Source organism: Streptomyces durhamensis (genome assembly GCF_000725475.1).
GTDB classification, from domain to species: Bacteria; Actinomycetota; Actinomycetes; order Streptomycetales; family Streptomycetaceae; genus Streptomyces; species Streptomyces filipinensis.
This window is the reverse complement of record NZ_JNXR01000006.1, coordinates 172,202-198,846: the sequence shown is the minus strand read 5'-3', so window position 1 is coordinate 198,846 and position 26,645 is coordinate 172,202. Positions and strand designations below refer to the sequence as shown.

Here is a 26,645-nt window from a genome sequence, read left to right as displayed (position 1 = left end):
TCTGCCGTGATCACCGGCATACCCTCGGGGCATGCAACGTGGCGTCAGCGTAACGGACTTCGAGGACCCATCATGATCAACAGTGCCGACGAGAGCCTCCTGCGGCGCGCCATCGCCATCGCGGCCCGTGCGGTCACCCTGGGCGACGCACCGTACGGTTCCCTGCTGGCCGGCCCCGACGGCGCGATCCTCGCCGAGGCCCACAACACGGTACGGCGCGACGACGACATCACCGCCCACCCGGAACTGAAGCTCGCCCGCTGGGCTGCCCGTGAACTCACCCCGGACACGGCCGCGCACACCACCCTGTACACCAGCTGCCAGCCATGCGGCATGTGTGCCGGCGGCATCGTCCGCTCCGGCATCGGCCGGGTCGTCTACGCTCTCTCCACCGAGCAACTCGTCGCGCTCAACCCACAGTCGGGCGACTGGCCCACGGTGGCACAGGACGGCCCGGCCCTGTTCGACGAGGCACGCGTCCCTCTCGACACCTACCACCGGCCACACTGACACCGGCTCGTCACCTGCAGGCCAGGCAGGCCAGGCAGGCCAGTCCAGATATCCCCAGACCGTAACGATCCAGGACGTCAAGGGACTTCACCGCCAACCGTCGACTATGTTCAGGACATGTCCACGCCACCACAGCCCCCGCAGCAGCCGGCGGTCCCGCCGCAGCCGACGGCCTACCCCTACCCGACACCGCAGTCCCCGCAGCCGGGCCCGTTCTACGCGCAGCCCACGGTGATCGGCCAGCCCGCCGTCCAGCCGCTGCCCGGCCAGTTCGGTCAGCCGGGGAATCCCTATGCCCAGGCCGCCCAGTTCGGTCCCGCGGCGCCCGTGCCCGCGTCCGGTGGCGGCGGGGCCGGCAAGGCGGTGCTCTGGGCAGCGGTCGGCGCGGTCGTCGCCTCCGCCGCCTGGGCGGCCGGTGTTCTCCTCGTCGGCGGCAAGGGCGACAGCGCGGACCTGCGGGGCTACTCGGCGCCCTCTGACATGTGCTCCAGCGCCGACTACTCCTCCTTCAAGGGCGAGTATCCCGAGGGCGACTCCTCGCCGGCCAAGACCTCGCTCAAGAACCCGGCGCTGGACGAGAGCTACTGCAGCCTCGGCCTGAAGAAGACCGGCTCGTCGTACGCCGACGCCTATCTGTCCATGCAGCTGGACCTGCACAAGAAGACCGACCCGGGGCCCGAGTTCACGGCCACGTGGAAGAACTACGGCGACAGCCACACCGGTTACGACGTCTCCACGGTCAGCGGCATCGGCGACGAGGCCTACCTCGTCAGCCAGGACACCACGAGCGGCTCCTCCAGCAGCGGCTCACGCTACGCCACGCTCGCCGTCCGCGACGGCTCGGTGACCTACACGATGAGCTACAGCGTCTACCTCTCCTCCTACGACCAGGACAAGAACCCGCCCTCGCTCAGCCAGGTCGACGGCTGGCTGAAGCAGGACGCGAAGTCCACGCTGGGCCGGCTGCGGGGCTGACCCTCAGCCCCGCGCGTCGCCGGGCCGGCTCTGTGCCGACCGTGCCTGCGCCTCCTTGACGATCTGGTCGAACCGCGCGCCCATGGCCTCGGCGAGGGCCTGGGCGCCGGACAGCGGACGGACCATGACCATGAAGTCGTCGATCAGGCCTTCCTCGTTCACGTGCAGGAAGTCGCAGCCGGTCAGCTCGCGGTCGCCGACGCGGGCCGTGAAGACCAGCGCCTGGTCTGCGCCGGCCGCGTCGCCGATCTCGCGGACGTACCGGAAGTCCTGGAACACCTGGGAGACCGCGCGCAGGATCGCCGCGGTGATCGCCTTGCCCGGGTACGGCTTGAAGACGACCGGACTGGTGAAGACGACGTCCTCGGCCAGCAGCGCCTCGACGGCCTCCATGTCCCCGGCCTCCACCGCCTCGCGGAACGCGCGCATCGGACCACCTCGCATAGTCAATTTGTTGAATAGGTGCGGATGAGATTAATCAACGACTGCTAGCCTGTCCATATGTCGCTCAAGTACGCCGTCCTGGCCGCCCTGCTGGAGGGCGAGGCATCGGGCTACGAGCTGTCGAAGTCGTTCGACGTCTCGCTCGCCAACTTCTGGCCCGCCACACCGCAGCAGCTCTACCGGGAGCTGGAGCGCCTGGCCCAGGACGGGCTGGTCCAGGCCCGGACGGTGCAGCAGGAGCGGCGGCCGAACAAGCGGATGTTCACGCTCACCGAGGCGGGCCGTGCGGAGCTGGGCGCGTTCGCCGCCGAGCCGCCGAAGCGGCCCACCGCCGTCCGCGACGAACTCCTCATCAAGATCCAGGCGATGGATGGCGGCGACCCCGAGACCACCCGTGCGCTGGTCGAGGAGCGCAGGGGGTGGTCCCGCGGAAAGCTCGACCGCTACCGGCGGGTGCAGGCCCGCCTCCTCGGCGGCCGCACCGAGGACGAGTACCTCCGCGACGCCGAGCGCGTCGGCCCCTACCTCACCCTCATGGCCGGGATCGCCTTCGAGGAGGAGAACCTGCGCTGGTGCGACCGGGTCCTCGTGGTCCTGGCCGAGCGGGTGGCCCTAGGCTGAGCAGATGTTCGGTCCTGAAGGCCCCCGGCTGCGTGAACTGGCCGTGCAGGCACTGTCGTCCGTCGAGCACGGCTACGACCTGCTCGCCCCCAAGTTCGACCACACCCCCTTCCGGACACCCGACCAGGTGCTGGAGTCGGTGGCGAAGGCGCTGGCCCCGCTCGGCCCGTTCGAGGACGGACTCGACCTGTGCTGCGGTACCGGGGCGGGCGTCGAAGCGCTGACCGGGCTGTGCCGCCGGAGTGTCACCGGTGTCGACTTCAGCGCGGGCATGCTCGACGTCGCCCGGCGCCGGGCGCGGCCCGCCGGCGGGCCCGGGGTCGCCTGGGTGCGCGGCGACGCCCGTGCCCTGCCGTTCCGGGCCGCCTTCGATCTCGTGGTGTCCTTCGGGGCGTTCGGTCACTTCCTGCCGCGGGAGCTGCCCGGGCTGTTCGCCGAGGTCCACTCCGTTCTGCGGCCCGGCGGCCGGTTCGCCTTCCCGGTGCTCGCCCCGCCCCGCCCGGCACAGCCCGGCTTCTGGGCGCTGCTCGGCTTCGACGCGGTGATGCGGGTGCGCAACGCGCTGTGGCGGCCACCGTTCGTCATGTACTACCGGGCCTTCCGGCTCGGTGACGTGCTCGGCGAGCTGGGCCGGGCCGGGTTCGCCGTCGAGCTGCACGCGCTTGCCGGGTTCGGACGGCGCGGCGACGGCAGCCCACGGGCCCGGCTGGTCGAGGCCCGGCGGACTCAGCCCGCCGCGGGCAGCGTGAACTCGTAGACCAGGGTGTCGCGTTCGGCGTTCACGACCAGGTCGGTGATCTCCAGCGGCCGGGCGTACTGGTCGTGCACGCGCCGGGTCACCCGCACCGAGGAGGCGCCGTCGACCTGGCTGATGGAATCGCGGTGGTGCAGGGACAGACCCGCCTTGCGCATCCAGTCGTAGGCGCACCGCAGATGCGCGGGGGTGGCACCGTCGGCCCGGCCGCGGTAGCGGGCCAGCTCGGTGACCTCCGCGAGCGCCACCGCCGAGAACGACGTCACCGCCGTGCGCAGCGAGCGGCCGTCCGGCGTGGCCGACCGGTAGCGGTGCACCAGTGTCGGCCGGTGCGGTGCCAGGCCCAGCGCCCGCGCGTGTTCCGGCGGGGGTGTCTCCCAGGTCACCGTGGCCCGGTCGACCGCGGACGGGTCCGCCGAGCGGGCGCCCAGCGGAAAGGCGGGCGTTCCCTGTGCCTCGACCGGCCGGGCGGGCAGCGCGGCATGGCTGCCCCGCCGGTCGGTGGCGACCAGACCGCTGCGCCGCAGCATCTCCAGTGCCTGCCGGACGGTCTCCCGGCTGACCTGGAAGTGGGCGGCCAGGTGTCGTTCGCCCGGCAGTCGTTCGCCCGGCGGAATGGTGCCGTCGCGCAGTTCGTCGAGCAGCAGCGCCGCGATCCGCCCGTACAGGGGCAGGTCGTCGTTCTGGGCGGGTTCGTGCGGGGTGGTGCGGGCCATGCCGCGCCCTCCTGTTGTGACAAGACGTAGTCGTGCGGACTCGGTGCGCGACCACAATTAGCATTGGTCTAAACCACAAGGGAAGAGCGGTCCGCCGGTTCGGCCGAAACCCACCCAGGCCGTCCCGCCGTCGCGGAGCGCTGTCCGTGGCGCCGATCGGTGCCGTCTTCCGCGAGCCGCCGGCGATGCCCGGAGCCATCCGGTCCCTCACGTGCCCCGTGGCGCGCCCGTCTGTGGGTCGGGGGCTTAGAGGAGCCGCCGAACCCGTCATGACCGAAAGCCGGCGGGTTCGGGCCGCACGCGCCTGGCGCCGATCGGCCACGGAACCGGCCCGATCCCGGTCGCGCCTCGAAGCCGCCACCGGCGAGCCGCCGCACGAGCAGCAAAACCCGGGTCGCGGCGCTGCGACCCGGGTGGCCAGAGCATACCGACGGGTCGGACCGGAGGGAAGGGCCCGGCCGGGGCCCGCGGCCTCAGGTGTACGACCGCAGCCAGCGCACCTTCTCCGCCTCGTGGAAGGGGCCGCCGCCCTCGTGATCGTTGAAGTCGTAGACCTCGATCGCCTTGTCCTCGTGCGCCCAGGCGTTGAACGCGGCGAACACCGTCGACGGCGGACAGGTCTGGTCCTCCAGTGCCGCCGAGAACAGCGCCGGCGCCCGGCCCCGGGCCGCGAAGTGCACGCCGTCGAAGTACGACAGCGTGCGTTGCACCTCGGTCGAGCGGCCGCGGTGCGTCTTGAGGAACAGGCCGATCTCCCGGTACGGGTGACGGTCCGTCAGTACCGTCGCACGCGGGAAGTCGCACAGGAACGGCACGTCCGGGGCGACCGCGACCAGGTCCGGGACCAGGCCGCCGACGGCCAGGGAGATGCCGCCGCCCTGACTGGCGCCGAGCACCACGGTGCGCGCCGCGTCGGTCAGCGGGTGGGAGCGGGCCGCCTCGACGGCGCGCACGGCGTCCGTGTACACCCGGCGGTAGTAGTAGTTCTCGGGTGCGTCGATGCCCCGCGTCATGAAGCCGGGGTAGGCCGGTGCCGCGCCCACCGGGTCCGCGGTGCCGCCCCCCGCCCCCCACGCGCTGCCCTGACCGCGCGTGTCCATCACGAAGTGCGCGCGGCCCGTCGACGCCCAGAGCAGGTTCTCGTGCGGCAGCCCGCGCCCGCCGCCGTAGCCGATGAACTCCACGACCACCGGCAGGGGCTCGGTCGCGCCGGCCGGCAGCCGCAGCCAGCCCTTGACCGGGTGTCCGTCGAACCCGGCGAACGTCACGTCGTACACCCGGACCGTCGACAGCCCGCTGTCCACCGGCTCGAAGCGGGCGTCCAGCTCGTGCTCGCGCGCCTCCTCAAGCGTCTTGTCCCAGAAGGCCTCGAAGTCCTCGGGCTCGGTGGACTCGCTGCGGTGCGTGCGGAGTTCGTCCAGGGGAAGGTCGAACAGGGCCATCGACAACCGCCTTTGTGAAGGAATCAGCGTCTGCTCACCGTACGGGCGTGGCCGTGGGCTGACCAGTAAGCCTTCGCTCCCCCGGCGGCCGGATCGCCGTCACGTCCGTGGCTGGGTCCACCGCGGACCGGTCCACGCCCACTCCCGTTCCCATTCCGCCAGCCGGTGGCGCAGCGCGATCCGGCGCTCGACGGCGTGCCCGAGGAGGACGACGGCCGCCGCACCGCCCGCCGCGCACACCCCGACGGTCACCGCGTGCTGCCAGACCGCCGCGTCGCCCGCGGGCGGTGCGACATTGCGGCCCCTGGCGTCGAACCACACGGACACCGTGTCCCCGGTCCGGGTCCCCGCCGGCACCCTGGCCCACGCCGTCCGGGCCCCCTTGCCGGGCTCGGTCCAGCGGACCTCGGCGCGGTACGGGTGTTCGCGGTCGCCCTGCACGGCGGAGAGCCGCTCGGGCGGGTCGCCGATCACCCGCGCGCGGACCAGGTGGCGCTCGGCCCGCTGCGCGGCCGCGAGGGTCCGGGCCTCACCGTGCGCGCGCAGGCCCGCGGCGGCGCCGACGAGCGGCGCGACGACGAACAGCAGGACGGCCACGATCAGCACCGTCCACGCTTCCACGACATCCGAGCTGCGCCGCAGCGGATTGCGCCGCCAGCGCCAGCCATGCACCCGGGTACGCATGTCCACCTCCTCGCTCCCTCGGAGCCGGAGAGCCGACGAACCGCTCCCCGAGTCCGTCACCCCCGCCGCTCACGTACACGAGCGCCCACACCCGTCTCGTACCCCGTACGGAGCACCTCGCTCACACCGCGAACCGCGAGTTCCAGTCCGCCTGGAGCACGGAACGCGCAGTGCGCCCCGCGTTCGCGCGACCGACGGTGGTGCGCGCCCCGGATCAGCCGAAGCGTTCGATGCGGATCCGGTCCACCGGCTGGCCCGCCGCGACCAGCAGCCGGGACGCGTGCTCGGCAAACGCGTTGGACCCGCAGACATAGGCCTCCCACCCACCAGGAGGCTGCTGGGCCAGGAGCGGCGCCACATGTGCGGCCGCCATACGTCCCACCGGTACCCCCTCCGGAGCACTGCGGGTGAACACGGGTGTCGTCTCCGCGCCCAGCTCCGAGGCGTAGATCAGCTCCTCGGGGCTGCGCGCGGAGGCCAGCATGCGCAGCGGCACGGTGAGGCCGCACCGCCGGTGGTGCCGCACCATCGACATCAGCGGGACGATCCCGGAGCCGGCCCCGAGCAACAGCGCGGGCCGGTCACCGGGCCAGGCGAAGAACCCGCTCAGCGGTCCGCGCAGCTCGACCGTGTCGCCGGGCCGGGCGACCGTGTGGAACCAGCCGGAGACCTCGCCGTCCGGCACATGGTCCAGGGTCAGCTCGATGTGCCCGGAATCGTCCGGCGCGGAGGCGATCGAGTAGTGGCGCTGCGCCACATATCCGTCCGGCGCGGTCAGCCGCAGCATCAGGTGCTGGCCCGGCAGATGCCCCGCCCAGTCCGGTACCGCCAGCCGGAAGGTGGCCGCCTGCGGCGTCTCACGCCGGATCTCCGTCAGTGTGGCCGTCTGCCACACCGCCGCCGCCTGCTCGCTCACGGCGATGCGGCCGGGGACCGCGAACCGCCTCGCGGGAACGTCCGCACCGGGGGCGGGGGAGGCCCCGGCCGGGCTGCTCGGGTGTGTCGTCAGCGCCTCAGTCACCGGAGTACCGCTGCTCCTCCCAGGGGTTGCCGCGCTCGTGGTAGCCGTTGCGCTCCCAGAACCCGGGCTCGTCGTGGTCGAGAAGCGTGAGGCCCGCGATCCACTTGGCGCTCTTCCAGAAATAGCGGTGGGGCACCAGCAGCCGAGCCGGGCCGCCGTGTTCGGACGGCAGCGGCGCGCCGTCGTACTCCCAGACGATCCAGGCCTGGCCGCCGGTGAGGTCGGCGAGCGGCAGGTTGGCGGTGTAGCCGGTGTGGGAGCGAGCGAGCACATGGGTGGCGGACACATGGGGCCGCACCACAGCGAAGAACGCGTCCAGCGAGACACCGCCGAACCGCACGCCGAACTTCGACCAGCCGGTCACACAGTGGATGTCACCGTCGTACGCCGAGGCCGGCAGCGCGTGCGCCGCGTCCCAGTCCCAGGTGTACGGCCGCTCGACCAGGCCGTCGATGCGGAAGGACCAGTCGGCCGGCGCGAGGTCGGGGGTGACCTCGGCGGACAGGACGGGCCAGTCCGCACCCGCGTCGTACTGTCCCGGCGGCAGCCCGGGGTTGTGGACGCGCGGACGGCCCGTGAAGCCTCGCGTAACGTTCATCCTTCAACCGTACGCTGTCGTTCCGGGTGCTCCGGCCCTGGTCATCGCCCGGATCATTGCGCCCGTGTGAACTCTTCCGGGCCGGGGGAATAGCCCCGCGACGTTTGCGCCTTGGGCTCGGTGCCGGCACCGGTTCACCGGTGACAGCGCGAGCGAAGCGAGGAAGAGCATGCCCAAGGCGTATGTGCACACGCGGGACGGCGGACCCGGGACCGAGGCGCTGGCCGACCTGGACCGGCCGCGCCCGGGTCCCGGCCAGATCCTGATCGCGGTCCGTGCGGCGGGAGTCAACCCCGTCGACTGGAAGCTGCGCGAGGGCTTCCGCCGTCCCGGCGACCCCGAGCGCGTCTTTCCCGCGGTTCTCGGCAGTGAGGCCGCCGGTGTCGTGGCGGAGCTCGGCGCGGGAGTCACCGGCTTCGCCGTCGGCGACGAGGTGTTCGGCAGTACCGCCGGCGGTGCCTACGCGGAGTACGCCCTGCTGGCCGCCGACGTGACCGCCCGCAAGCCGGCCGCGCTGTCCTTCCGTGACGCCGCCACCCTCCCGGTCGCCGCGGCCACCGCCTACGACGGCGTCCGCCAGCTCGCCCTGCCCCGCGGGGCCACCCTGCTGGTGACGGGCGCGGGCGGCGGGGTCGGCAGTGCCACCGTGCAGATCGCCCGCGCCGTCGGACTGCGGGTCGTGGGCGTGGCGAGCGAGGGCAAGAAGGACTTCGTGGAGGCGTTGGGCGCCGTGCACGTGTCCTCCGGGCCCGGCCTGGCCGAGCGGGTGCGGGCCGCCACGCCCGACGGGATCCACGCGGTGTACGACCTGGTGGGGGGCCAGGCGCTCGCCGAGGCCGCCGAACTGCTGAAGGACCGGAGCAGGCTGGTCAGCGCCGCCGCACCGCTCGATGCCGTCACCGCCCTGGGTGGTACCCGGGTCCAGCGGGCCCGCACCGCGGCCGTGCTGGAGGCGGTCGCCGGGCTCGTCGTACGCGGTGACCTGGAGCCGCACGTCACCCGCGTCCTCCCGCTTGAGGAGGCCGGTGCGGCGCTGCGCGCCGTCGAGGAAGGGCACGTCCTCGGCAAGATCGTGATCGAGGTGGCCGCGTGAGCGTCACCGTCGGCGCGGGCGTCGGCGACCGGAGCGCCGCCGCAGCCCCGCACGTCCTCGACAACCCGGCCCTGACCTCGCTGACCGGCCCGCACGCCCACTTCGCCGAGCGGCGGGGCCGGGTGCTGCGCTACCCGGTCGACGTCTCCCCGTGGCTGGCGCTGCCCGATACGCCGGACGCGCGGGACTGGGCCGACCTGGCCGCGCTCGCCGGCCCCGGCGCGGAGATCCCGCTGCCGGGCTACCGCGGCGAACTGCCGGACGGCTGGGAGATCACCTTCCGGATCGACGGCGTGCAGTTCGTGGACGACGGCCTGGCCGCCGCGCCGGACGCGGAGGCGGTCCGCCTCGGCCCGGCGGACGTGCCGGAGATGCTCGACCTCGTGGCCCGTACCCGCCCCGGACCGTTCCTGCCGCGCACCGTCGAACTCGGCACCTACCTCGGCATCCGCCGGGGCGGCGCGCTGGTCGCCATGGCGGGGGAGCGGCTGCACCCGCCGGGCTGGACCGAGATCAGCGCGGTCTGCACCGATCCCGCCGTCCGCGGCGAGGGCCTCGCCACCCGGCTGATCCTCGCGGTCGCGCACGGCATCCGGGAGCGCGGCGAGACGCCGTTCCTGCACACGAGCGCCGGGAACACGGGCGCGATCCGGCTGTACGAGTCCCTGGGCTTCCGGCTGCGCCGTCGTACCGCGTTCCTCGCGGCCCGCGCCCCGCAGCGGCCTGCGGACGAGCCGACCGCGGTGCCGGTGGCCTGAGCGCCGCAGGACACGACGGGGCTCAGCCGGACCCCCTGTCGCCCGGGTCCGCGTTGTACCGCTCCAGGTAGGCCGCGAAGCGCACCAGGTCCTCCGCCGGCCAGTCGGCGAGCCGTTCGCGGAACGCGGCCCGGCGACTGCGGGTGACCTGGGCGAGGATCTCCCGGCCGGCCTCCGTCAGATGCAGCACCTGGACCCGGTGGTCCTCCGGGGCCAGGCGGCGTTCGATCAGCCCCGCCTGCTCCAGCGCGGCGACCTGGCGGCTGACCGTGGACTTGTCCAGCGCGTAGTGCGCCGCCAGGTCGGTCGCCCGGCAGCCGCTCTGCTCCTCCAGATGGCCGAGCAGGGTGTACGACACCAGGGACAGCTCGGGGTGCATACGGCCCGCCGAGGCACGCGCCCGGCGGGCGAAGATGGTCATCTCGCGCTGGATCGTCTCGACGGCCGACTCCGCTGCGCTCACGGGAATACCTCCTCCGGCGTTCTAGTTGTATAGTACAACTTGATCCGAGAGTTGTATAAGCCAACCATTTGGGAGGTCGCCGCGATGAGGTCACCGGCGCTGCGCCATGTGCTGACGCACCTGATCACCCCGCTGCTGATGTGCATAGGCATGGGGCTCGCATACATGGGGGCCTTCGTCACCCCCGAGCCGCACCACCTGCCCGTCGCCGTCGTCGGCACCGCCCCGCAGGCCAAGGTCTTCGCCCAGACGGTCAAGGACACCGCCGGGGACAAGCTCGACGTCCGCACGGTCGCCACCCGCGCCGACGCCGTCGGCCTGCTGAAGTCCCGCACGGTGACCGGCGCCTATGTGCCGAGCCCCAAGGCGCCCGAGCTGCTCGTGGCGAGCGCGGCCTCCGACATGGGCGCGACGGCCGTCGAGAAGGTCTTCACCCCGGTCGCCGCCAAGCAGGGCGTGCCGCTGAAGGTCACCGACGTGGCCGAGCCCGTCGCCGACGACCCCACCGGCCAGGGCCTGTTCTTCCTGCTGATCGCCCTCAGTATCGGCTCCTACGCCTCCGTCGCCGCCCTCGGTGCCGCGGGCGCGGCCCTGCCCATGCGGGCGCGTGCGCTGCTCACGCTCGGGGTCTCCGCCGCGGTCAGCGGGATCGGCGCGCTGCTCGCCGGACCGGTGTTCCACCTCGCGCACCACGACCTCGCGGGCGTGTGGGGCATGGCCTGGCTGTACTCCGCCGGCATCCTCTTCGTCGGCCTCGGCCTGCACACCTTCCTGAAGCGATGGACCACGCTGACGATGATGGTGCTGTTCGTGATGCTCAACTTCACCAGTTCCGGCGGGTTGTTCCGGCCTGAACTGCAGAACGGCTTCTTCGGCACCCTGCACGCCTTCTGGAACGGCGCCGGCTTCGTCGAGGGCGTGCGCAGCCTGCTGTACTTCGGCGACGACGGTCTGTCCCGCAGTGCGTGGACCCTCGTGGCCTGGTTGCTGGCGGGCCTGGTGGTGACCGGGATCGCGGCCCTGTACGAGCGCCCTCGCAAGGCCCGGCACGCCGCCGGCCACACCGCCCCGGCGGCCGAGGCCGAGGCTGTGACCGAGGTCGGGGCCGCGACGGTGCCCGCCCCGGCGGCGGCCCCGCGGCCGGCGGCGCGGGCGGCCGAGGAGGAGGCCGAGGAAGAGGTCGAGGAGACGGTCGGCGTCTGACCCGGTGCCGACCGGGGGACAGGGAGCACACCGCCCAGCACCGGGCGGGGTTCCCTGCCGGATTTCCAGGGCGCCTGCCGTCCCTCCCTCGCCGGCCCCACCCCGCCGCCGGCCTTTCGGACTGCGCCGGTTGCCGTGTCGCCACCGGCGCCCCGTGCGCCGCTGGCTGTCTGGCGCCAGCGGTCCCTCGCGAGTCTTGCCGGTCGCTCCGGCGCCACCGCCCTTCAGGGGCGCGCCGACCCGATCGTCACCACCCGGGCCCAGGCCGGTGGCATGTCCGGCCGGTAGTCCGGGTCGTCCTCGTCGTACGAGCCGCCGGTGCGGGGGAACAGGCCCACCACCGTCCGGCAGGACGGCCGCGCCGCGGGCCATGGCGTCTGCCCGTCGGTGAGGACCACCACCACGTCGGGACGCGTCCGCAGTGCCCGGGCGAATCCGGTGCGCAGATCCGTCCCGCCGCCGCCCACCAGCTCGATGCCCTCCGCCCGGCACAGCGGCTGCACGGTCTGGGCCGCGGCATCGCAGGACAGCACGGAGACCAGGTCCCGCCGACCGCCCACGGCCCGGCAGATCGCGGCCACCTCCAGCAGCGCGCTGCCCAGTTCGGCGTCGCTGACCGACCCCGAGGTGTCGACGACCACGCACACCCGTGGCGGCCTGCGCCGCAGACTCGGCAGGACGACCCGGGGAAGCCCGGCCGAACGCCGCGCCGGCCGGCCGTAGTGGTAGTCCTCGCCCGCTCCCGGTCCGGAAACCGCCGAGCGCAGTGCCGAGCCCAGCAACTGACGCCACGGCTGCGGTGGATGGAACACCTCCTCCGCCCACCGCCGCCAGCCCCGCGGCGCGTTGCCCGGGTCGCCCTTGATGCCCTGCGCCACCCGGAACCGGACCGCGTCCCGCTCCTGTTCGCTCAGCCCGTGCGCGCCGTCCGGCCCCAGCTCCCACGCCCGGTCCAGCCCGTCGGCGCCGCTGCCGCAGTCCAGCCAGGCCAGCCGTTCCAGTCGGGGCCCGAGCCGGAAGCCGGGCAGGTAGTCCTCCATCAACCAGCCCGGCGGCAGCCCTACCCGCTGAGGTGTCACGGCGTCCTCGGGCCGCACCAGACCGTCGCCGTACACATCGTCGTTGATCTCGCAGTCCGCGGCGATGTTCATCCGCAGCCGCTCCGCGGGCCCGGACAGTGCGTGCTCGCGGGCGTACCGCTCGCTGCGCCCGTGATGGTCGCGCAGCAGGTGCGCCACCTCGTGCACCCACACCGCGGCCAGTTCCGCCACCGGTGTGCGGTCCACGAAGACCGGTGAGACATAGCACCGCCAGTACCGGTCGACCCCCATCGTCGGTACCTCCCGTGACTCCACCGGCCGCAGCGCGAACAGGGCGGTGGCCAGGTACGGGCGGGCGCGGGCCGCGTGCAGCCGCGCGGCGAAGAGCTTGACGAGATCCAGCCGGGCGGGTGCGTCGGCCGTCATCGGCGGCCCCCGGCGGTCCGCGCCGCGTGGCGGGCGGCCTCGTCGGCCCGCCGGGCCAGCGACACCGCCCCGGCGAGCCGCTCGACCGCCGCCGGCACGTCCCAGTCGTCCCGGCGCAGCGAGGCCAGCGTGGTCGCCGGTACGACCACCACGTCCGGAGCCCCGGTCTCCATCGCCCGCACCAGCAACGCCCAGGCGGCGTCCCAGCGGTCCCGCTCCGGCCGTCTGCGGACCGCGTCCACCACGCCGTCCAGCACGGCCTGCCGCAGATCACCGCGCTCGGGCAGTTCGGCGCCCGCGGGGTCGGCGAGCAGCGTCTCGGGGTCGGGCAGGTCCATCCGGTCCAGGCTCGCCAGCAGCTCCAGTCCGGGACCGTCCCCCACGGTGCCCCGGACCAGCAGCGACAGCACGTCCCGCGGCGATCCGGCGGCGGTCGCGAAGGCGAGCAGGCGCAGGGTCGCCTCCCAGCTCCGGGGCGACGGCCACGCACCGCCCCGGCGGCTCTCCCCCTCCGGCAGCCGGTGGACGAGCCCGGGCCGTGCGACGAGGAACGCGCACACCGCGCGCCGTGCGAAGGCCACGGCCTCGGGCAGCCGGTCGCGGTCGAGCCGGGGCAGGGCCGCCCGCGGCCAGGTCCCGCCCAGGCCCCGTACGACGACGTCGTGGTCGTGGGTCCACTGCAAATGCACGAACCGGTTGGCCAGTGGCGGGCTCAGTTCCCAGCCGTCGGCCGCCGAGGAGCGCGGGTTGGCGGCGGCCACGATCCGCACCCCGGGCGGCAGCCGCAGGGCACCGATCCGCCGCTCCAGCACGAGCCGCAGCAGGGCCGCCTGCACCGCCGGGGGAGCGGTGGACAGCTCGTCCAGGAACAGCAGTCCCCGTCCGGCCCGCACCAGCCGTACCGCCCAGTCCGGCGGGGCCATCGGCACGCCCTGGACCGCGGGATCGTCCCCCACGACGGGCAGCCCGGAGAAGTCGGACGGCTCGTGCACACTCGCGATCACCGTGGTCAGGGGCAGGTTCAGGGCCGCGGCGAGCTGGTTCAGGGCCGCGGTCTTGCCGATGCCGGGTTCACCCCACAGCAGCACCGGGAGGTCGGCGGCCACGGCCAGGGTCAGCGCTTCCAGCTGGATGTCGGTGCGGGGTTCGGTGGTGGTGTCCCGGAGCAGGGTCAACAGGTCGTCGGCCACGGCCAGTTGGGAGATGTCCGGTCGTTCTGCGGCCAGGGTGGCGGAGGCGTATGAGGTCATGAAGGAATCACCTGGGTGTGAAGTAGGGGAGAAGTAAAGGGAGTTCAGTAGAAGGTGACGGTGTCGGCCTGGCGCCGGGTGAGGCGCCGGCCTCGGGCGGCGCGCGGGGCCGGGGCGGGGGAGGTGCGGCCGGAGCCGGTCAGACCCGCCCGGTACAGCCCGTGGGCGACGCGCCGCTCGGCGGCCACCGCCAGTTCGTCCCGCAGCGGGCCGTCGCGCAGCACGGCGCCGGGGCCCAGCAGAGCCTCGACCACGGCCAGGGCGCCGGCGGTGTCACCGTGGTCCAGCCGTTCCCGGACCCCGGCCAGGCAGTCCGGACGCCGGTGCGCCTCGTCGACGGCCCGCAGGCAGGGCAGCGGTGGGCCGCCGAGTGCGGCCAGCAGTTCCTCGCGCCGGATCTCGGCCGGGTCGTGGTCCAACGGGGCCAGAACGCCGTCGACCAGACCGATGCGGTGCGTGGCTCCCCGGCATTGCACGAGCCGTGCTCCCGCGGCCGGGTCGCCGTCGGGCACCGGGTCCACCCGCTCCCACCCGGGCGCCAGCGCGGCGGCGACCAGCGGGTGCAGCTGTCCCGGTGCGAGCAGTCCGGCGCGGAGCAGCTCCAGGTCGGGCAGCACCCAGGTCGCCGCGTCGGGCAGTACGGGCAGCGCGGAGAACCCGCCCGGCGGCGGCTGCGTCAGGACCCGCAGCGCGAGTGTGACACCGGCAGGATCCGGCGAAGGGTGTCCGTGCGGCGGATGTGCGGTGGCCGGATCAGGGCCGCTGTGGCCGTCGGCCGACGGGAGCCGGCGGACGTGTGCCCGGCGGGAAGCGGGCTCGGGGCCACTGCCCGGAGCGCCGGGGGCATTCCTCCGGACGGGATCAACGACCCCCGGTGCGGCGGGAGTTGAGCGAGTCGCCGCCTCCGAGTCGCCGCCCGGATCCGCCACCAGCTCCAGCGCCAGCCGGCGTCGGCCGCCGAGCCGTACCGCGAACGGGCCGCCGCGGCGGCCCTCGGCGGCCAGCAGGAGGGCTGCCTCGGCCGCCCACCGGCCCACGGCACAGCCCTCGGCCGGCGGTACGAGGCCGAGCGGACCGGCCCGCGGCGGCACACTCCCGTCAGCCTCTGCGCGGTCGCGCGCCCGTGGTGCCACGCCCCCGTCGGCCCCCGCCCGTTCGCGCAGGTCGGCGGCCGTGCGGGCGTCCCACAGATGCCGGTGCAGGTCGAGTCGGTAGCGCCGGTTGGGGTGCGGATGCGGATGACCGCCGGCCGGTGGCCGCGCCGGGTCCCACACCGCGATACTGATCCGCTGGCCGGCGCCCGCCCAGGCCGGTGGGGTACGGGCCACCAGGTGGAGTGGGCCGGTCCGGCCGGGCCGGTCGTACCGGGCCAGGGTGAGGGTCAGGCCCGGGCGCAGCAGCCCGTCGGGCGCGATCCTCGGCATGTGCCAGCGCAGCAGATCCGGGGCGAGACGGCGGAGGTCGGCGCGCAGCCGGTCCGCCATCCGACGGCCGTGGGTCCGGGCGACGGAACGCAGGTCGAGGTCCACGTCGATCCGGGCGGCGGCGCAGGCCCCGGCCCAGTCACCGGCCTCACGGCGGCCGGTCGCGGTCTCGATCATGGATGGTGGCACGGCGTACTCGCGCACGCGCAGCCACAACGAAAGCCGGGAGTCCCCGTACGTGGAAGGGAGCATCAGCGCTCACCTTGCGCGGACGGGACCCCCGATCTCTGAGTCGATTGAGTCGTCATCGCGGCGAGCCTAACCGCGTACCCGGCGCCGCGTCACCCGGTTTCCCACCGTTCCGCGACAGCGGCCCGGTCGCGGGCGTTGGGGTATGGTGGCCGTCCGGTCGCGGACGGTTCGCGGCCCCGATCGGCGAGGAGGTGGGACCCATCACCGCTGTGTCAGCCGGGGTGCTCTCCCCTCAGGACGGCGCGGTGCACCGGCAGCGGTGACCGCGGGAGCGCCCTGCAGGTCTCGCGCTTCCGAAAGGCCCTTCGCCTCCATGCCATCTTCCTGCTCTCTCACCGCAGTCGTCGCCGCGCTGCGTGCCGCCGGGTGTGTCTTCGCCGAGGACGAGGCGGAGTTGATCCGCGCCACCGCCCGCTCCGCGGACGAACTGTCCTCGATGGTGGACCGGCGGGTCGCCGGGTTCCCCCTGGAACAGGTCCTCGGCTGGGCCGAGTTCCGCGGGCTGCGCATCACCCTGGAACCGGGGGTGTTCGTCCCCCGCCGCCGTACCGAGTTCCTGGTCGACCAGGCGCTGGCCCAGGCGCCGTACGCGAGCGTGGTCGTGGACCTGTGCTGCGGCTCGGGCGCACTCGGCGCGGCCCTCGCCGCCGCACTCGACGGTGCCGAGGTGCATGCCGCCGACATCGACCCCGCCGCCGTACGGTGCGCCCGGCGCAACCTCGCCGCCTTCGGGGGCCGGGCCCACACCGGCGACCTGTACGACGCGCTGCCCGCCGCACTGCGTGGTCGTGTCGGCATCCTCAGCGCCAACGTGCCGTACGTCCCCACCGCCGAACTGCCCCTGCTGCCGGCGGAGGCCCGCGACCACGAGCCGCGGGTCGCCCTGGACGGCGGAAGGGACGGCCTGGACGTGCTGCGCCGGGTGGCCGCCGGGGCGCCCGAGTGGCTCGCACCGGGCGGGTGCCTGCTGAGCGAGACCAGCGCACACCAGGCACCGGCAGCCGTGCGGGCTTTCAGCGGGGCGGGTCTGACGACCCGGCTGGCGGTGTCGGACGAGCTGTCCGCGCACGTGGTGATCGGCGTGCGGCCGTAGCCTCCGTCGTCTCACGCCCCTGTCACGGAAGTTGCCGGGCCCGGGCGATCAGCAGCGCGACGTCGTCGTGGTTGTCGGGGTGGTGCAGGGTGCGCAGAAGGAAGTCGCACGTCTCCTCCAGCGGGCGGGCGGGGTCGTCGAGCAGGGACAGCAGGAAGTCCAGGCGTTCGTCCAGGGGGTGGCGGCGGGTCTCCACCAGTCCGTCGGTGTAGAACACCAGCTCGTCGCCGGGCTCGAAGTCGACGGTCACCGTGGAGAAGCCGACGCCGCCCACGCCCAGCGGGACCCCGGTGGGCAGTTCGAGCAGTTCCGGCGGCCGGCCCGGGCGGACGCGGGCCGGCGGCAGGTGCCCGGCGTTGGCGATCCGGCACTGCCGCAGATGCGGATCGTGGACGGCGTACACGCAGGTCGCGATGGAGTGGTCCAGGGCCGACGTCGTCTTGTCCAGGTGCTCCAGCAGCAGTGCGGGGTCGAGGCCGAGGGCGGCCAGCGTGGTGGTCGCCGTACGCAGCCGGCCCATGGTCGCGGCGGCGCTGATCCCACTGCCCATCACATCACCCACCACGAGCGCCGTCTTTCCGCCCTCCAGCGGGATGACGTCGAACCAGTCGCCGCCGACCTCGATGGTGGCCCCGGCGGGCTGGTAGCGGGAGGCCACCTCCAGCCCCGTCATGAGCGGCGGATGGCCGGGCAGCAGGCTCCGCTGCAGGGTGAGCGCGGTGTTGCGGGCGTTCTGGTACCAGCGCGCGTTGTCGATCTGCACGGCTGCCCGGGCGGCCAGCTCCCGGGCGAGCAGCACGTCGTCCTCGTCGAACGGCGCCGGATTGGCGATGCGTTTGAGGTCCAGGGCGCCGAGCACCTCGCCCCGGGCGATCAGCGGCACCGCGAGGTACGAGTGCAGTCCCGCCCGGCCCAGCAGTTCGGCCGCCTCGGCGGAGCGGGCGATGCGCGGCAGGTCATCGTCCTTCACGTACGGCACCAGCACCGCCTCGCCCGAGCGCACGCACTCGGTGACCAGGCGGTCGGGGGCGTACCGGGCGATCTGGCCGGGCGGGTCGGCCGCCAGCACCGCCTCCGAGCCCTCCTCCGGCCGCACCGCGAGAGCCCGGATCACCGCCGCCTCCGACGGGCCCAGTGTGCTGCGCCGGCCCTCCACCACCGCTTCGAGCAGGTCCACCGCGGCCACGTCGGCGAGTTCCGGAACGGCGACGTCGGCCAGCTCGCAGGCGGTGCGTTCCAGTTCCAGGGTGGTGCCGATCCGGGCGGACGCGTCGGCGATGATGGCGAGCCGGCGGCGGGCGGCCTCCGCCTCCAGCGAGGCCCGGTACTGCGCGGTGATGTCGACCACGGAGACCGCGACCCCGAGCACGTTGCCCATGGTGTCCTCGAGCCGGTACAGCGAGTGGGCCCAGGCGTGGTCCTCGTCCGGGTCGGCGGGAGTGCGGCCGATCAGCGTGTTGTCGACCACGGGCAGGCCGGTGGCCAGCACCCGCCGGGCGTCGGTCTCCACCGGCTCGGAGTTCAGCATGGGGAGCACTTCGCGCAGCGTCCGCCCCACGTGCTCGGCGGCCGGCACCCCGTTGATCTTCTCCAGGGCCGGGTTGACCGAGACGAACCGCAGGTCGGTGTCGAGGACCGCGTAGCCGACCGGTGACTGCTTCACCATCCGCTCGGACAGCGCCACGTCCTGCTCCAGCCGCCGTACCGTCGACTGGTCGGCGGCCAGTCCGAGCGCGTACACGTCACCGCGGCCGTCGAGCAGCCGCATGTTGCGGAACTCCACCAGGCGGGTGCTGCCGTCCTTGTGCCGGATCGGGAAGCCCCCCGCCCAGCTCTCCCCGGTGCGCAGCACATCGGCGAAGAGCTTGCCGACGAGCTCCAGGTGCCGTTCGTGGACCATGAGCCGGGCGGCGTACTGGCCGAGGGCTTCGCGGGCGCTGTAACCGAACAGCTCCTCCGCCTGCGGGCTCCACAGCACGATCCGCCCGGTGGTGTCCAGCACCACCGAGGCCACGCCCAGGATGTCGAGCAGACCCCCGGGCCGCACCGGCCCGCGTACCGGCTCGCCGCCTTCCGTCGCCGGAGCCCCGGCTGCATTCATGCCATGCACCGCCTTCGCCCGTTGGCACGGCACGTCGTCCCCCGTGCCGACTCCCCTTGTTCCACCGCGCTCACACCCGACTCCCCGACGCGTTCGCCGGCTAGCTCCACCATCTCTCACCGCGGCGGTGCACGTCCGCCGAAGCCGCCACGCCGGGGCGGGCCGCCTTTCCCGGACATCGTGCACGCCGGGGCGGCCGGCCGGGAGAGTTCACGCTCATGTTGCTTCATTGGCCTGTACATGACCACGGCGGCACGCCAGACTGTCGGCCGATCGAGTGTGCTCACACACCCGTCCCTGTGTCCCCCCGTCCGAGGAGTCGGCCATGCCCGCGCCCGCCCGGCAACGTTGTCACGCAGCTCTCGCCGGACTCGTCACCCTCGCCACCGCCGCCGTCGTGTCGCTCGCCGCACCCGGGTCCGCCGCCGCGGCCGACACCTGGACGGAGACCGGTTCCGACCGCGCCCGCCCCCTCACCGAGAGCCAGGGGCTGACCTCGGTCGAGATTCCGGCGAACAGCCCCAACCGGTACACCGGCATCGGCACCGTCCCCCTCGATGTCTCCAGTCGCGGCTGGAACCATGTCGGCGACCCCGACGCCTCGTACAACGGCTACTACATCGAGCCCTACCAGCAGGACTCCGGCAACTCGAAGATGTACCGGGTGCAGGCGCCCGACGGCACCTGGTCGGAGTACGTCCACACGCTCAGCCCCGGTGAGGCCCTCAACAACTCCTGGGACGCGATCTCGCCCGACGGCCGGTGGATGCTCTCGGGCGAGTGGGGCACGATGAACCGCCTGCTGGTCTTCCCGACCCCCGGCGTCAACCCGTCCACCTCGCCCTCCGCGAACCTCCCGCAGGCCTCCACGGTCCGCCTGGACCACGCCGTCCGTGACGTCCAGGGCTGCGACTTCTCCGGTCCCGCCACCTTGCTGTGCTCCTCCGACGACCCGGACGGCAGTCTCTTCGGCGTCACCAAGCCGCTGCTCCAGATCGACCTGTCGGGCGCGCCGAACGGCTCCGGGGACGTCACCGGCCATGTCACCGCCCTGCGCCAGCTGCCGCTGCGCAGCTCCTGCTCCGGCACGTTCGAGGCGGAGGGCGTCGACTACGACCGGCGCACCGGCATCCTGCGCGTGATCGTGATGTCGCCCGGCTTCTGCGTCCTGACCGACAGCAAGACCTACAAGTTCTCGCGCGGCTGAGCCCGGCTGAGGGTGTGCGGACCGGCCGGTGGTGCTTTCCTGAGGGGTGGACGCGGTTCGGCGGGGTACCCCGTTCCACCGCAGCGCGGCCACGAAAGGAGCGATCAATGGCACACACGGAGCGGTCGCATCCGGAAACCGTCACGGTGGAGATCAGCGGTTCCAAGGAGGACGCCCGTCTCGTCTTCGACGCGCTGAGCTCCTGCTTCGCGTCCGACCGGGGCGCGGACGAGATCCCGCAGCAGCTCCATGAGGTCCGGCCGATGGTGTGGCTCGGTACGTACGACGTCGCGGACCCCCGTGGCCCGGGCTGCCCGCCGGTCCACCTCGGCGCGGACGTGCAGGCGGACGTCCAGGGCGGCTACTGGGCCGTGGACCGGTTCCGGCACACCCTGGACTCGATGTTCACCGTCGAGGAGACCTGCACGGCCTCCGGTGACCAGGAGAGGGATCTGCACCTGCGGCTGCAGAGCCGCTGACCCTCCCTCTCGCTACGGCAGCGCCCCGGCCGGCTCCGCGCCGGCCGGGGCGTACTGCGCCTCGCCGTCGCCGAAGGACCAGTCGACGGAGGTGTTCTCGGTGACGGTGACGAGGACGTTGCGCGGGTCGGTGCCGGTGCGCTCGTGCACCAGCTCGGCGATCCTCCGGTACAGCGCGCGCTTGCGTTCCGGGGTGCGGCCCGAGCGCATCGTGATCGCCACGAACACCACCGCGTCGTCCTTGCGCAGGCCCAGGTAGTCGTCGTACCGCAGGGTGCTGGTCACGCCGTCGTGGCCGGTCAGCACCTGGAAGCGGTCGTCGGGCGGGACGCCGAGCGTCTCCACGAGGGCGTCCTGGACGGCCTGGCCGAGCGTGCCGAGCCGGGCGGGGTCGGTGCCGAGCGCGTCTATCCGGACGAAGGGCATGGCGGGAGGTCCTTTCGGAGCGGGTGTGCGTGTGGTGGCAAGTGTACATACCAGTAGGTACAGAGTGGCCGGGGTCACTCTCCGGGTTTGTGCAACTAGTTGCATAAAGAGCTGGGCGTCCTCTACAACAGATGCGACGACACCGCGCACGGAGGGCCCCGATGAGCCGTTACCCGCATCTGATGACCCCGCTCGACCTGGGCTTCACCACGCTGCCCAACCGCGTGCTCATGGGCTCCATGCACGTCGGTCTGGAGGAGGCCGAGCGCGGCTTCGAGCGGATGGCGGCGTTCTACGCGGCCCGCGCCCGCGGCGGCGTCGGCCTCATCGTCACGGGCGGGATCGCACCCAACGACGAGGGCCGGCCCTACGAGGGCGGCGCCAAGCTCACCACCGAGGCGGAGGCCGAGCGGCACCGGGTGGTCACCGACGCCGTGCACCGCGAAGGCGGCCGGATCGCGATGCAGATCCTGCACTTCGGGCGGTACGCCTACCACCAGGACCTGGTCGCCCCGAGCGCGCTGCAGGCGCCGATCAGCCCGTTCGTGCCGCGCGAACTGTCCGACGCCGACGTCGAGCGCACCATCGACGACTACGCCCGCGCCGCCCGCCTCGCCCGCCGGGCCGGCTACGACGGCGTGGAGATCATGGGCTCCGAGGGCTACCTCATCAACGAGTTCATCGCCGAGCGGACCAACCAGCGCACCGACCGCTGGGGCGGGCCGTACGAGAACCGGATGCGGTTCCCCGTCGAGATCGTCAAGCGGGTGCGCGAGGCCGTCGGCGAGGACTTCGTCGTCATCTACCGCCTCTCCATGCTGGACCTGGTGCCCGGCGGCTCGTCCCTCGACGAGGTGATCACGCTGGGCAAGGCGGTCGAGGCCGCCGGGGCGACGATCATCAACACCGGCATCGGCTGGCACGAGGCCCGCATCCCCACCATCGCCACGTCCGTGCCGCGCGGCGCCTACACCTGGGTCACCAAGAAGCTCATGGGCGAGGTGTCCGTGCCGCTGGTGACCACCAACCGCATCAACACCCCCGAGGTCGCCGAGGAGCTCCTCGCCGGCGGCTACGCGGACATGGTCTCGATGGCCCGCCCGATGCTCGCCGACCCCGAGTTCGTCGCCAAGGCCGCCGCCGGCACGCCGGAGGCGATCAACACCTGCATCGGCTGCAACCAGGCCTGCCTCGACCACACCTTCAGCGGGCAGATCACCTCCTGCCTGGTCAACCCGCGCGCCTGCCACGAGACCGAGCTGGTGCTCGCCCCGACCCGGCTGAAGAAGCGCGTCGCCGTCGTCGGCGCCGGCCCGGCCGGACTCGCCTGCGCGGTGTCCGCCGCCGAGCGCGGACACGCCGTCACCCTGTTCGACGCCGCGAGCGAGATCGGCGGCCAGCTCAACGTCGCCCGCAAGGTCCCCGGCAAGCAGGAGTTCGACGAGACGCTGCGCTACTTCCGGCACCGGCTCGACGCGCACGGGGTCGACGTGCGCCTGGACACCTGGGTCACCGCCGAGACCGTGGCTGACTTCGACGAGGTCGTCGTCGCCACCGGCGTCACCCCGCGCACCCCGGACATCCCCGGCGTGGACCACCCCCGCGTCCTGGGCTACCTCGACGTGCTCCAGGGCGGCGCGCCCGTCGGCGACCGGGTCGCGGTCCTCGGCGCCGGCGGCATCGGCTTCGACGTCGCGGAGTACCTGACCGACGGCGGCGACAAGGCGAGCGAGGACCCGGAGACGTACTTCCGTGCCTGGGGCGTCGACATGGACTACCGGACTCCGGGCGGTCTCGCGGCCCCGCAGCGGCCGGCGCCGCCCCGCCAGGTTCACCTGCTCCAGCGCAAGACCACCAAGGTCGGCGCCGGCCTCGGCAAGACCACCGGCTGGATCCACCGCACCGAGCTGAAGCACCGCGGCGTGACCATGGTCCCGGGCGTCCGCTACGACCGGATCGACGACGCGGGCCTGCACATCACCGTCGGCGAGGAGAGCACGGTCCTGGAGGTCGACACGGTCGTCCTGTGCACCGGGCAGGAGCCGCGCCGTGACCTGTACGACGAGCTGGCGGCGGCCGGGCGCAGCGTCCACCTGATCGGCGGCGCGGACATCGCGGCCGAACTGGACGCCAAGCGGGCCATCAAGCAGGGCACGGAGCTGGCGGCGGCGCTGTAGGTCACCTGACGCACGTCCCTAGGATGAGCCCATGTCACTCCCGCACGCGATCCTCACCGCCCTGCTGGAAAAGCCGTCGTCGGGACTGGATCTGACCCGCCGGTTCGACAAGTCGATCGGCTACTTCTGGTCCGCGACGCACCAGCAGATCTATCGCGAGCTGGGGAAGCTGGAGGGGGAGGGGCTCATCCGCACGCTGCCGGCCGAGCAGCCGGCCCGCGGGCAGAAGAAGAGCTACGAGGTGCTGCCCGCGGGCCGCGCCGAACTGGCCCGCTGGACCGCCGCCGCCCAGGACCCCAGGCCCCAGCGGGACGTGCTCCTGCTGCGGCTGCGGGCCGCGGCGGTGGTCGGGACGGCGGGCCTGGAAGCGGATCTGCGCCGCCATCTGGAGCTGCACCGGCGGCAGTTGGCCGAGTACCGGGAGATCGAGCAGCGCGACTTCCCGCCGGACCGGGACGCCCCCGAGGACCGGATCCGGCACCTTGTGCTGCGGGCCGGCATCGACCTGGAGACCTTCTGGACCCAGTGGCTCACCCACGCCCTGGCCCAGTTCGCCGAACTGCCCGACGACTGAGTCCCGCTCAGAGCCGGTACGGCCGCGAACGCCGGCGCAGGTACCAGCCCGCGGCGATCGCCCCGGAGCCGACCATGGCCGCGCCGACGCCCAGCGTCAGCGGCCCGTAGTCCCGGGTGGCGCCGCCCGCGCCGCCCATCACTCCCCGGGAGGGCGCCTCCTTGGCGGCCGTCGACGAGATCGTCGGCGCCGAGGGTGCCGAGACGATCACCGACTGGGTGCCCGCCGTACTGCCGCTGGAGCAGACCACGACCACGGTGTACGTCCCCGGACTCACCCCCGACCAGGCCGCGGACTGGCTGATGGTCGTGCCGGACAGCGCCACCTGACGGCCCTGGGCGAAGTTCGCCTGCTTGCTGCCGAGCAGGGCCGCGGTGCCCCAGCTGCCGTTGATCTGGGTGCATGCGCTGGTGACCACCGAGACGACGGACCCGGTGGTGCTGACGGAGATGCCCGAGACCGCGGCGGACGGCCAGGCGAGAGCGGTCGGGAGCGCCGTGGCGGCCGCCAGGAACAGACCGGAGCGGACGAGGAGTCGCGAGGGGTGCATGGGCTGGCCTCCGGCGGCACGGTCGGCGGTACGTCCCATGCGCCGCCAGGGGTCGGGAAGCGTCCGTGCTGCCTCGGCAGCAGCCAACGCCGCCGCGGGCCCGCCCGCACCCGGGAGGCGCCCGGCCAGGTGACGGTTTCCTCCGTCCGGCGCAAGGCGACACGCCGCGAAGGAGCGTCCGTCAGCCGCCCGTGGTCGCCTCACGCTGCGCCGACCAGCCGCCCCAGGTGCCGTCCGGCAACCGCGCCCGCAGCCGCACCCGGTGCCGCTCACCCGCGCTCCGGCCGACGTAGAAGCTGTAACGCGCCCTCCCGTGCGGCGGTGTGCCGCCCCACACCAGCGAGGTGGCCGACGTGTCGTCGAGCCGGATCTGGTACTCGGTGATCACCCCGTCCACGCGGGGCGGGTCCCAGGACAGGTCGAGGTAGTACGCCCCGCCCGCCCGGTGGGTCGCCGCGGTGAAGCCACGGGGTGCGGTGTTCCGGCCGTCGTCGCGACCGGGGGTGGTGAGACGGACCGGGGCGCTCGCGGGGGAGAGGTTGTCGGCGGCGTCGCGGGCCCGCACCGTGAACACATAGCCGGTGCCGGGGCGCAGTCCGGTCACCACGGTCGCGGTCTGGCCCCCGCCGACGCTGTGGATCTTCGCGTCGCCCTGGTACACGTCGTACGACACCACGCCCCGGTCGTCCCGGGACGCGCCCCAGGACAGCTGGACCGCGCGGCTGCCGACGATCCGGCCCGCGGGCCCCGAGGGCCGGGCCGGTGCCGAGCGGTCCGCGGCCACCCTGGCCGGGGTGCGGGCCCGCACCGCACGGCTCGGCGGGCCGAGCCGGCCCTCCGTGTCCCGGGCCTGCACGGTGAAGACATACACGGTGGACGGCCTGAGCCTGGTGACGTCCACCATGTGCTGCGAACCCGCCACTTCCTCGACCTTCGTGGTGCCGCGATATACTTCGTACGAACGGACACCGGGCCCGTCCGGCACCGCGTTCCACATGACGTGCACGCTCGTGGCGCTGCCCGCCTGTGCGGTGACCCCGGTCGGCGGACCGGGCGCCCGGCCCTCGTCCGCGTCGGCGGCCCGGCCCCAGCCGCAGGACGCGACCAGCAGCAGGGCCTCGCACACCAGGACGAGCGGCCAGGGAACACGTCGCACGGCTCTGCCTCCCCGGGGACGGCATCGGCACTCACGTAAAGGTCCGGACCAATATGGCGCGGCGGGGCGCGGGGCGGCAAGAGGGCCGTGCGGGTGACCGGTGCGGGTTCCGGGGGGCCGGCGGATCCCGATGCCGCGTGGCCGACCGGTGCGGGCCCGCGTTGGTGGCCGTCCCGGGACGTTACGTATGCTGAGTCTCCTACGGATGAACTCACCGAGGACCCGGGGGAGTTCATGCCTGTGGCGCGGACACGCTGTCGTCGCCGAACCCGCGCCGGCGCGGGTGGCCGGGGGATCCGGACCGGCTGCGGCCCGGATTCCCGGCCCCTGTCGCCGCCGTCCGTCACGCCAGCGGGCGCGTTTGTCCCTCACGGGGTGTCAGAACCGTGCTCCATCCGGCCGCTTCGGAGTGGCCAAGACGGCCGGGGCCGTGTACCGGCACCACAGTGTGCTGGATGTCGCCCCGTCCCCGTCGAGAGGGTCCCTCGTCGTGCGTGTCCCTTCCCTGACGCTGGCCGTTGCCGGCGCCACCCTGCTCGCCCCGGCCGCACTGCCCGTCCCGGCCGCCGCCCTCCCGCCCGGGGGACGGTCCATGGCCCGCGGCAGCGGCGCCGTGGCCGCCACCGACCTGCTGGCCCGGCTGGGCGACTGTCACCAGATCTCCCGGGGCCGGTACCGCACCGACGCCGACAGCTCCGCGTCCGTGCCCGTCTGCGGCACCCGGGACGCCGTCTTCTGGAAGGCCGACCTGGACGTCGACTGCGACGGACAGTCCACCGCCCGCTGCAACCGGCGTACCGACCCGCAGTTCTCCGGCGCGACCGCCTACCCGCAGTCCGACGGCCGCACCCTGAACGCCGAGACCCTGCCCTACATCGTCGTCCCGGCCCCGAGCCGCATCTGGAACCCCCGCAAGGACGGCGTGCGGGGCGGATCCATCGCCGCCGTCGTCTACCGGGGCCGGGTGCAGTACGCCGTGGTCGGCGACATCGGTCCACGCGACCTCATCGGCGAGGCCTCCTACGCCACCGCCCGGCGCCTCGGCATCCGGGCCGACCCGCGCGGCGGCGGGGCGCCCTCCGGCGTCACCTACATCGTCTTCAAGAACTCGCACATGGACCCCATCGAGGACGACACCGCCGCGGCCAACGCGGGAGTCCGGCTGGCCAGACTGTTCGTCATGGACAAGTGACCAGCCGGACCCCGAC

General features: G+C 73.5%; 27 protein-coding genes. 13 read left to right on the top strand and 14 right to left on the bottom strand.

The window, feature by feature from the left end; translation table 11 throughout:
* The first annotated feature begins 72 nt into the window (after positions 1-72).
* On the top strand, positions 73-510 hold the full coding sequence (locus IO33_RS0110380; RefSeq protein ID WP_031162866.1) for a nucleoside deaminase: 438 nt from the start codon (positions 73-75) through the stop codon (positions 508-510).
* A gap of 117 nt (positions 511-627) precedes the next feature.
* Positions 628-1,485 carry a hypothetical protein gene (locus IO33_RS0110375; RefSeq protein WP_245235746.1) on the top strand — a complete coding sequence of 286 codons (858 nt, stop codon included), beginning with the start codon at positions 628-630 and terminating at the stop codon, positions 1,483-1,485.
* A gap of 3 nt (positions 1,486-1,488) precedes the next feature.
* On the opposite strand, the gene IO33_RS0110370 is transcribed toward IO33_RS0110375, so the two are convergent.
* Positions 1,489-1,914, bottom strand: a complete 426-nt coding sequence (locus tag IO33_RS0110370; protein WP_031162861.1) for a nuclear transport factor 2 family protein — start codon at positions 1,912-1,914, stop codon at positions 1,489-1,491.
* 72 nt (positions 1,915-1,986) lie between these two features.
* Here IO33_RS0110370 and IO33_RS0110365 point away from each other — a divergent pair, with 72 nt between their 5' ends.
* The gene (locus tag IO33_RS0110365) at positions 1,987-2,550 is read left to right on the top strand and encodes a PadR family transcriptional regulator (protein ID WP_031162858.1); all 564 of its coding nucleotides are present in this window, start codon (positions 1,987-1,989) and stop codon (positions 2,548-2,550) included.
* Positions 2,551-2,554: 4 nt separating this feature from the next.
* The gene (locus IO33_RS0110360; RefSeq protein ID WP_031162855.1) at positions 2,555-3,307 is read left to right on the top strand and encodes a class I SAM-dependent methyltransferase; all 753 of its coding nucleotides are present in this window, start codon (positions 2,555-2,557) and stop codon (positions 3,305-3,307) included.
* On the opposite strand, the gene IO33_RS0110355 is transcribed toward IO33_RS0110360, so the two are convergent.
* The 5 genes from IO33_RS0110355 to IO33_RS0110335 form a co-directional block, all read right to left on the bottom strand.
* Positions 3,277-4,020, bottom strand: a complete 744-nt coding sequence (locus tag IO33_RS0110355; protein ID WP_031162853.1) for a GntR family transcriptional regulator — start codon at positions 4,018-4,020, stop codon at positions 3,277-3,279. The two genes, IO33_RS0110360 and IO33_RS0110355, sit on opposite strands and share 31 nt — an antisense overlap.
* Before the next feature lie 473 nt (positions 4,021-4,493).
* Complete coding sequence (locus IO33_RS0110350) at positions 4,494-5,462, bottom strand: acetylxylan esterase (protein WP_031162850.1); 969 nt, start codon at positions 5,460-5,462, stop codon at positions 4,494-4,496.
* Positions 5,463-5,561: 99 nt separating this feature from the next.
* Positions 5,562-6,146 (bottom strand): Rv1733c family protein, encoded by a 585-nt coding sequence (locus IO33_RS0110345; RefSeq protein WP_031162847.1) that lies wholly within the window; start codon positions 6,144-6,146, stop codon positions 5,562-5,564.
* 214 nt (positions 6,147-6,360) lie between these two features.
* Entirely contained in the window at positions 6,361-7,068 is a 708-nt protein-coding gene (locus IO33_RS0110340) for a ferredoxin reductase (RefSeq protein ID WP_031162845.1), read from the bottom strand.
* Positions 7,069-7,159: 91 nt separating this feature from the next.
* Positions 7,160-7,765: a sulfite oxidase-like oxidoreductase gene (locus IO33_RS0110335; RefSeq protein ID WP_031162843.1), complete on the bottom strand. Its 606-nt coding sequence runs from the start codon at positions 7,763-7,765 to the stop codon at positions 7,160-7,162.
* Positions 7,766-7,934: 169 nt separating this feature from the next.
* Here IO33_RS0110335 and IO33_RS0110330 point away from each other — a divergent pair, with 169 nt between their 5' ends.
* Together IO33_RS0110330 and IO33_RS0110325 are read left to right on the top strand one after the other, a co-directional pair.
* Positions 7,935-8,858, top strand: a complete 924-nt coding sequence (locus IO33_RS0110330) for an NADP-dependent oxidoreductase (RefSeq protein WP_031162841.1) — start codon at positions 7,935-7,937, stop codon at positions 8,856-8,858.
* The gene (locus IO33_RS0110325) at positions 8,855-9,616 is read left to right on the top strand and encodes a GNAT family N-acetyltransferase (protein ID WP_031162839.1); all 762 of its coding nucleotides are present in this window, start codon (positions 8,855-8,857) and stop codon (positions 9,614-9,616) included. Before IO33_RS0110330 ends, IO33_RS0110325 begins: the two co-directional genes overlap by 4 nt.
* A 22-nt stretch (positions 9,617-9,638) precedes the next feature.
* On the opposite strand, the gene IO33_RS0110320 is transcribed toward IO33_RS0110325, so the two are convergent.
* Positions 9,639-10,037 carry a MarR family winged helix-turn-helix transcriptional regulator gene (locus tag IO33_RS0110320; protein WP_245235758.1) on the bottom strand — a complete coding sequence of 133 codons (399 nt, stop codon included), beginning with the start codon at positions 10,035-10,037 and terminating at the stop codon, positions 9,639-9,641.
* A 126-nt stretch (positions 10,038-10,163) separates the two neighbouring features.
* Here IO33_RS0110320 and IO33_RS0110315 point away from each other — a divergent pair, with 126 nt between their 5' ends.
* On the top strand, positions 10,164-11,282 hold the full coding sequence (locus IO33_RS0110315; RefSeq protein WP_031162831.1) for an ABC-2 transporter permease: 1,119 nt from the start codon (positions 10,164-10,166) through the stop codon (positions 11,280-11,282).
* A 224-nt stretch (positions 11,283-11,506) separates the two neighbouring features.
* Here the strand turns inward: IO33_RS0110315 and IO33_RS0110310 are convergent, their stop codons facing one another.
* The 3 genes from IO33_RS0110310 to IO33_RS0110300 are packed head-to-tail and all read right to left on the bottom strand — an operon-like array spanning position 11,507 to position 15,674.
* Positions 11,507-12,748, bottom strand: a complete 1,242-nt coding sequence (locus IO33_RS0110310) for a vWA domain-containing protein (RefSeq protein ID WP_031162829.1) — start codon at positions 12,746-12,748, stop codon at positions 11,507-11,509.
* The gene (locus tag IO33_RS0110305; RefSeq protein WP_031162827.1) at positions 12,745-13,998 is read right to left on the bottom strand and encodes an AAA family ATPase; all 1,254 of its coding nucleotides are present in this window, start codon (positions 13,996-13,998) and stop codon (positions 12,745-12,747) included. Before IO33_RS0110305 ends, IO33_RS0110310 begins: the two co-directional genes overlap by 4 nt.
* A gap of 44 nt (positions 13,999-14,042) precedes the next feature.
* Entirely contained in the window at positions 14,043-15,674 is a 1,632-nt protein-coding gene (locus tag IO33_RS0110300) for a hypothetical protein (RefSeq protein ID WP_107069274.1), read from the bottom strand.
* A 313-nt stretch (positions 15,675-15,987) separates the two neighbouring features.
* On the opposite strand from IO33_RS0110300, the gene IO33_RS0110295 reads away from it, so the two are divergent.
* Positions 15,988-16,767 (top strand): putative protein N(5)-glutamine methyltransferase, encoded by a 780-nt coding sequence (locus IO33_RS0110295; RefSeq protein ID WP_031162822.1) that lies wholly within the window; start codon positions 15,988-15,990, stop codon positions 16,765-16,767.
* 22 nt (positions 16,768-16,789) lie between these two features.
* Here IO33_RS0110295 and IO33_RS0110290 read toward each other — a convergent pair whose 3' ends face one another.
* Positions 16,790-18,868, bottom strand: a complete 2,079-nt coding sequence (locus IO33_RS0110290; RefSeq protein WP_031162820.1) for a SpoIIE family protein phosphatase — start codon at positions 18,866-18,868, stop codon at positions 16,790-16,792.
* Between the two features lie 325 nt (positions 18,869-19,193).
* On the opposite strand from IO33_RS0110290, the gene IO33_RS0110285 reads away from it, so the two are divergent.
* Both IO33_RS0110285 and IO33_RS0110280 read left to right on the top strand, forming a co-directional pair.
* Entirely contained in the window at positions 19,194-20,075 is an 882-nt protein-coding gene (locus IO33_RS0110285) for a hypothetical protein (RefSeq protein WP_031162818.1), read from the top strand.
* Positions 20,076-20,182: 107 nt separating this feature from the next.
* Entirely contained in the window at positions 20,183-20,554 is a 372-nt protein-coding gene (locus tag IO33_RS0110280) for a hypothetical protein (RefSeq protein ID WP_031162815.1), read from the top strand.
* 12 nt (positions 20,555-20,566) lie between these two features.
* Here the strand turns inward: IO33_RS0110280 and IO33_RS0110275 are convergent, their stop codons facing one another.
* Positions 20,567-20,980, bottom strand: coding sequence for a tautomerase family protein (locus IO33_RS0110275; protein WP_031162813.1), 414 nt, complete (start codon positions 20,978-20,980; stop codon positions 20,567-20,569).
* A 161-nt stretch (positions 20,981-21,141) separates the two neighbouring features.
* Here IO33_RS0110275 and IO33_RS0110270 point away from each other — a divergent pair, with 161 nt between their 5' ends.
* Complete coding sequence (locus tag IO33_RS0110270; RefSeq protein WP_031162812.1) at positions 21,142-23,157, top strand: NADPH-dependent 2,4-dienoyl-CoA reductase; 2,016 nt, start codon at positions 21,142-21,144, stop codon at positions 23,155-23,157.
* Positions 23,158-23,188: 31 nt separating this feature from the next.
* Positions 23,189-23,731, top strand: a complete 543-nt coding sequence (locus IO33_RS0110265) for a PadR family transcriptional regulator (protein ID WP_031162810.1) — start codon at positions 23,189-23,191, stop codon at positions 23,729-23,731.
* A 7-nt stretch (positions 23,732-23,738) separates the two neighbouring features.
* Here the strand turns inward: IO33_RS0110265 and IO33_RS0110260 are convergent, their stop codons facing one another.
* Entirely contained in the window at positions 23,739-24,281 is a 543-nt protein-coding gene (locus IO33_RS0110260) for a hypothetical protein (RefSeq protein ID WP_031162808.1), read from the bottom strand.
* Between the two features lie 181 nt (positions 24,282-24,462).
* A complete protein-coding gene (locus IO33_RS0110255) occupies positions 24,463-25,437 on the bottom strand; it encodes a fibronectin type III domain-containing protein (protein ID WP_031162805.1) in 975 nt (324 codons plus the stop codon).
* Between the two features lie 490 nt (positions 25,438-25,927).
* On the opposite strand from IO33_RS0110255, the gene IO33_RS0110250 reads away from it, so the two are divergent.
* Complete coding sequence (locus IO33_RS0110250; RefSeq protein WP_031162803.1) at positions 25,928-26,629, top strand: glycoside hydrolase family 75 protein; 702 nt, start codon at positions 25,928-25,930, stop codon at positions 26,627-26,629.
* Positions 26,630-26,645: the final 16 nt, after the last annotated feature.